The organism is Sphingopyxis sp., assembly GCF_036402335.1.
Taxonomy (GTDB): Bacteria; Pseudomonadota; Alphaproteobacteria; order Sphingomonadales; family Sphingomonadaceae; genus Sphingopyxis.
Map to the genome: position 1 here is coordinate 1 of NZ_DASWTD010000494.1, position 4,190 is coordinate 4,190.

The window sequence follows — 4,190 nt, forward strand, 5'->3', positions numbered from 1 at the left end:
CAGCGTGCCGCCCATCTTGACGCAGGTGCCGGCCTTGACATGCTTCCAGGCATTGCCCTGATAATCGACCGTCGAGGTGCCGGCGCAGCTCGTGCCCGGACCGGCGGCGCAATCATTCTTGCCCTTCAGCGAGATGCCATAGCATTTCTCGGTCTTGCCTTCGGCGGCTGCGGCCGGGACGACGACGGCGCCGGCCGCCATGGCAAGGACCGCCGAGGCCGCGAGCGAAAGTTTCAGCGTGTTCGACATGGATATTCTCCCTTCAAAATGGACGATGCGGAGGATGGCATCGGGGGAAGTTTCGCGGGCAGCGCCACCGCGGTTACGCGGGCGCCCGAAATTTCGCGCCATCTTGTCGCCACCTTCGTGGCCCAGAGGGGCAGCTTCCCCGTTTGAAAGAGAGACGATGAGCGTAGCGTTCCGCCGCGAGAGCGACGATGAGCACAAGGAACCCGAGTTCGAGCTGCCCATTCCGGTCGGCCCGAACCTCGTGACCCCGCGCGGGCTGCGGCTGCTCGGCGAAGAGGTGGCGCGGCTCGAGGCCGAGATCGCGGGCACCGCCGACGAGGAGATGCGCAAGAAATTGCAGCGGCGCCTTCGCTATTTCCATACGCGGCAATCGACCGCCGACGTGCAGGCACCGCCCGCCAACGGCAGCGTCGGGGTCGGCAGCCACGTGCGCTACCGGCTGAACAAGGCCGAAAAGGCGCTTACCATCGTCGGCGGCGACGAGGCCGATCCGGCACGCGGCACCATCGCCTTCTTCGCTCCGCTCGCCCGCGCGCTGATGGGTGCCGAGGCGGGGGAAAGCGTCGAATATCAGGGCCGCGAAGACGCGATCCTGATCCTTGCCGTCGAAACCGACCCGGAGGTCCAAGCGTGAAAGACAAGTTCGAACGCCACAAGCAGCCGTGGACCGCGGCCGAGATCGACAAGCTCCACACGCTTGCGAAAAAGGGCATGGCGCTGAAGGCGATCGCCAAGGCGCTGACGCGCAGCGAGGAATCAGTAAAGGTCCGCGCCAAGGCCGACGGCCTTTCGATCGCAAAGCTGCACTAGGCGTTCCGATGACAAGTTACGATGCGATCGTGCTGGGTGCCGGCGCGGCCGGAATGATGTGCGCCGCGGTCGCGGGGCAGCGGGGGCGGCGCGTCGTGCTGCTCGACCACGCCGATGCGGTCGGCAAGAAGATCCTGATCTCGGGCGGTGGACGCTGCAACTTCACCAACATCCACACCGCGCCCGACCGCTTCCTCTCGGCGAACCCGCATTTCGCCAAGTCGGCGCTTGCACGCTACACCCCCGCCGATTTCATCGCACTCGTCGAGCGCCACGGCATCGCTTATCACGAGAAAACGCTCGGCCAGCTCTTCTGCGACGGCTCGGCGAAACAGATCGTGGCGATGCTGCTCGAAGAGGTAGCAAAGGCCGGCGTCGACGTCCGCACCGGCCAGCCGATCAACGACGTCACGCATGCCGACGGCAGATTCACGGTCCGCTTCGGCGATCAATATTTCACCGCCCCGGCGCTCGTCATCGCCACCGGAGGCCCGTCGATTCCCAAGATGGGCGCAACCGGCTTCGCCTATGATCTCGCGCGCCAGTTCGGTCTCAAGGTCGTCGAGCCGCGCCCGGCGCTCGTTCCGCTCACGCTCGGCGGCGACGATGTCCTGTTCCGCGACCTCTCGGGCGTCGCAACCCCGGTCGAAGCCCGCGCCGGAAAGGCCGCTTTCCGCGAAGCGGCCCTCTTCACGCACAAGGGGCTGTCGGGTCCGGCCATCCTCCAGATCAGCAGCTATTGGCGGCACGGCGAGCCGGTGACGATCGACTTCCTGCCGGGCGCGCCGCAGGGCTGGCTGCTCGAAGCGAAACGCGCCCGCCCGCGTGCGACACTCGCTTCGGTGCTCGCCCTGCCCGACCGGCTCGCACAAACCCTCGCGGACCGCCTCGCGCTCGCCGGCGAACTCGGCGCGCAAACCGACCGCAAGCTCGCCGACGCCGAAGCCCGTCTTTCGCGCTGGCCTTTCCATCCCAACGGCACCGAAGGCTTCGCCAAGGCCGAGGTTACGGTGGGCGGCATTTCGACCGCAAATCTGTCCTCGCAAACAATGGTGGCCAAAAGCATGCCGGGACTGTATGCGGTCGGCGAAGCCGTGGACGTCACCGGGTGGCTGGGCGGCTATAATTTTCAGTGGGCATGGGCCAGCGGATACGCGGCGGGCCAAGCCCTTTAGGAAAAACCCACATATTTCCTCGTCATGCCGAACTTGTTTCAGCATCCACGACCCGATTGTTCGGACTCAGGCGATAGACCCGAGCGAATCCAGGGCGGCGAAGAACGAAACCACGGCGCCTTTGCCGTTCAGGATAAGAAGAACAAAATGCCTTTCGAAAATCTTTCTCCCGTCCTTTCGGACGCCCTTACCGCGCGCGGCTATGAAGCGCTGACCCCCGTCCAGACACAGGTCACCGAGGACGAAGCCAAGGGCCGTGACCTCCTCGTCTCGGCGCAGACCGGCTCGGGCAAGACTGTCGCCTTCGGCCTCGCGATGGCCGACGAGCTGATCGAGGACGGCCGCCTGCCCTTCGCGACCTCGCCGCTCGCGCTGATCGTCGCGCCGACCCGCGAACTCGCGCTGCAGGTCAGCCGCGAACTCGGCTGGCTTTATGCCAAGGCCGGCGCGCGCATCGCGACCTGTGTCGGCGGCATGGACGCCAGCAAGGAACGCCGCGCATTGGGTCAGGGCGTGCAGATCGTCGTCGGCACCCCCGGGCGCCTGCGCGATCACCTCGAACGCGGTGCGCTCGATCTCACCACGCTCCGCGTCGCCGTCCTCGACGAAGCCGACGAAATGCTCGACATGGGTTTCCGCGACGACCTCGAGGAAATCCTCGACGGCACCCCCGAGACGCGCCGTACGCTGCTGTTTTCGGCGACGTTGCCGAAGCCGATCGTCCAGCTCGCCAAGCGCTACCAGCAGGATGCGCTGCGCATCTCGACCGTCGGCGAAGACCGCGGCCATGGCGACATCGCCTATCAGGCGGTGACCGTTGCCCCCGCCGATATCGAGGGAGCGGTCGTCAACCTGCTCCGCCTGCACGATGCCGAAACCGCGATGCTGTTCTGCGCGACGCGCGACAATGTCCGCCGCCTCCACGCCAGCCTCGTCGAGCGCGGTTTCGCCGCGGTCGCCTTGTCGGGCGAGCATAGCCAGAATGAGCGCAACGCGGCGCTGCAGGCGCTGCGGGATCGCCGCGCGAAGGTGTGCGTCGCAACCGACGTCGCCGCGCGCGGCATCGACCTTCCGACGCTCAGCCTCGTCATCCATGTCGAAATCCCGCGCGACGCCGAAGCACTCCAGCACCGTTCGGGCCGCACCGGCCGCGCGGGCAAGAAGGGCACCGCGGTCATCATCGTCCCCTATCCGCGCCGCCGCCGCGTCGACGGAATGCTCCGCGGGGCACGCATCAACGCCGAATGGATGGACGCCCCGACCGCCGCCGATGTGCGCAAGCGCGATCAGGAACGGCTGATGGAGAAGCTGCTCACGCCGGTCGAGCATGAAGCCGAAGATATCGAACTTGCGCAGCGCCTGATGGCCGAGCGCACCCCCGAGGACATCGCCGCGTCGCTGGTCCAGGCGCACCGCGCGCTGATGCCGCCGCCCGAGGATCTGCTCGACAACAGCCCGCGCGGCCGCGATGCTGCCGGCCGGCCCGAGCGCGGCGAACGGTTCGAGCGTCCGGAACGTGGCGGCGCCGACCGCCGCGAAGGCTTCGAGGACAGCGTCTGGTTCCGCCTCAACATCGGCCGCCATCAGAATGCCGACCCGCGCTGGATCCTGCCCCTGCTCTGCCGCCGCGGCCATGTGAGCAAGAACGAGATCGGCGCGATCCGCATCGGGCCGAAAGAAACGATGTTCAACATCCCGCGCGGAATCGCCGACCGCTTTGCCGAGGCGGTGGTGCGCACCGCAAATCAGGATGGCGAGGACGACAGCGGCGTGTCGATCACGCCCGCGCCCGACGGTCCGACCTATCCGCCGCGGCGCGACAAGGGACCGCGCGATGCGGGACCGCGTGGTCCGCGTGGTCCGATGCGCGCCGGCCCCGGCGGCGACCGTGGCCCGCGCGGCCCCGGCGGCAATACCGAGCGCTACAAGCCCAAGCCTTACGGCCAGCGCAGCCCG

Annotated in this window: 5 protein-coding genes; 4 read left to right on the top strand and 1 reads right to left on the bottom strand. The window is 67.4% G+C overall.

The window, feature by feature from the left end:
- Positions 1 to 249 (bottom strand): DUF2282 domain-containing protein (locus VGD20_RS16135; RefSeq protein WP_331135420.1); only part of this gene is annotated, 249 nt, incomplete at its 3' end.
- A 157-nt stretch (positions 250 to 406) separates the two neighbouring features.
- Here VGD20_RS16135 and VGD20_RS16140 point away from each other — a divergent pair.
- From VGD20_RS16140 to VGD20_RS16155, 4 genes are all read left to right on the top strand, one after another.
- A complete protein-coding gene (locus tag VGD20_RS16140) occupies positions 407 to 883 on the top strand; it encodes a GreA/GreB family elongation factor (RefSeq protein ID WP_331135421.1) in 477 nt (158 codons plus the stop codon).
- A complete protein-coding gene (locus VGD20_RS16145; protein ID WP_054724496.1) occupies positions 880 to 1,059 on the top strand; it encodes a hypothetical protein in 180 nt (59 codons plus the stop codon). The genes VGD20_RS16140 and VGD20_RS16145 overlap by 4 nt, the downstream gene beginning before the upstream one ends.
- Positions 1,060 to 1,067: 8 nt before the next feature.
- The gene (locus tag VGD20_RS16150) at positions 1,068 to 2,234 is read left to right on the top strand and encodes an NAD(P)/FAD-dependent oxidoreductase (RefSeq protein ID WP_331135422.1); all 1,167 of its coding nucleotides are present in this window, start codon (positions 1,068 to 1,070) and stop codon (positions 2,232 to 2,234) included.
- 147 nt (positions 2,235 to 2,381) lie between these two features.
- Positions 2,382 to 4,190: DEAD/DEAH box helicase (locus VGD20_RS16155; protein ID WP_331135423.1), on the top strand; the 1,809-nt coding region annotated here is incomplete at its 3' end.

Bases quoted from the DNA above. Each gene is read 5' to 3' on its own strand.
- VGD20_RS16140 (WP_331135421.1), top strand. From the start codon at position 407: ATGAGCGTAGCGTTCCGCCGCGAGAGCGACGATGAGCACAAGGAACCC.
- VGD20_RS16150 (WP_331135422.1), top strand. From the start codon at position 1,068: ATGACAAGTTACGATGCGATCGTGCTGGGTGCCGGCGCGGCCGGAATG.